The sequence below is a fragment of the Salmonella sp. SAL4457 genome, assembly GCF_046548235.1.
GTDB classification, from domain to species: domain Bacteria; phylum Pseudomonadota; class Gammaproteobacteria; order Enterobacterales; family Enterobacteriaceae; genus Salmonella; species Salmonella enterica.
The window spans coordinates 1-618 of record NZ_JBGDZO010000025.1 but is presented as its reverse complement, the minus strand read 5'-3'; the positions used below and the strand labels follow the sequence as shown (position 1 = coordinate 618).

Annotated in this window: 1 protein-coding gene; it reads left to right on the top strand. The window is 67.6% G+C overall.

Translation table 11 applies throughout. The features are described 5' to 3' along the window. Nucleotides 1-42: 42 nt before the first annotated feature. Nucleotides 43-618: transglycosylase domain-containing protein (locus tag ACLJNW_RS23010; RefSeq protein WP_410961065.1), on the top strand; the 576-nt coding region annotated here is incomplete at its 3' end.

The window sequence follows — 618 nt, the reverse complement described above, 5'->3', positions numbered from 1 at the left end:
GCTCAGGCGCGGCCGCAGCCGCGCACGGAACGAGGGGGACGCATGACTCAACAGCACGACACCCATAGCAAGGCCCTCGGCTACCTGCTGTGGATCTTCGGTGTCACCGGTTCGCACCGGGTCTATTACGGCAAGCCGATCAAAGACTTGAGCCTGGCCGAGATGGCGATGATCGCCGGCCTGCCGAAAGCGCCCTCGCGCTACAACCCGCTGGTCAACCCGACCCGCAGAACGGAGCGGCGCAACTGGATCCTCGAGCGCATGCTCAAGCTCGGCTTCATCGACCAGCAACGCTACCAGGCCGCCGTCGAGGAGCCGATCAACGCCTCCTACCACGTGCAGACCCCCGAACTGAATGCGCCCTACATCGCCGAGATGGCCCGTGCCGAGATGGTCGGCCGCTACGGCAGCGAGGCCTATACCGAGGGCTACAAGGTCATCACCACGGTCCGCAGCGACCTGCAGAACGCCGCCAGCCAATCGGTCCGCGACGGCCTCATCGACTATGACCAGCGCCACGGCTACCGCGGCCCGGAGACCCGCCTGCCGGGCCAGACCCGCGACGCCTGGCTCAAGCACCTGGGCCAGCAGCGCAGCATCGGCGGCCTGGAGCCGGCG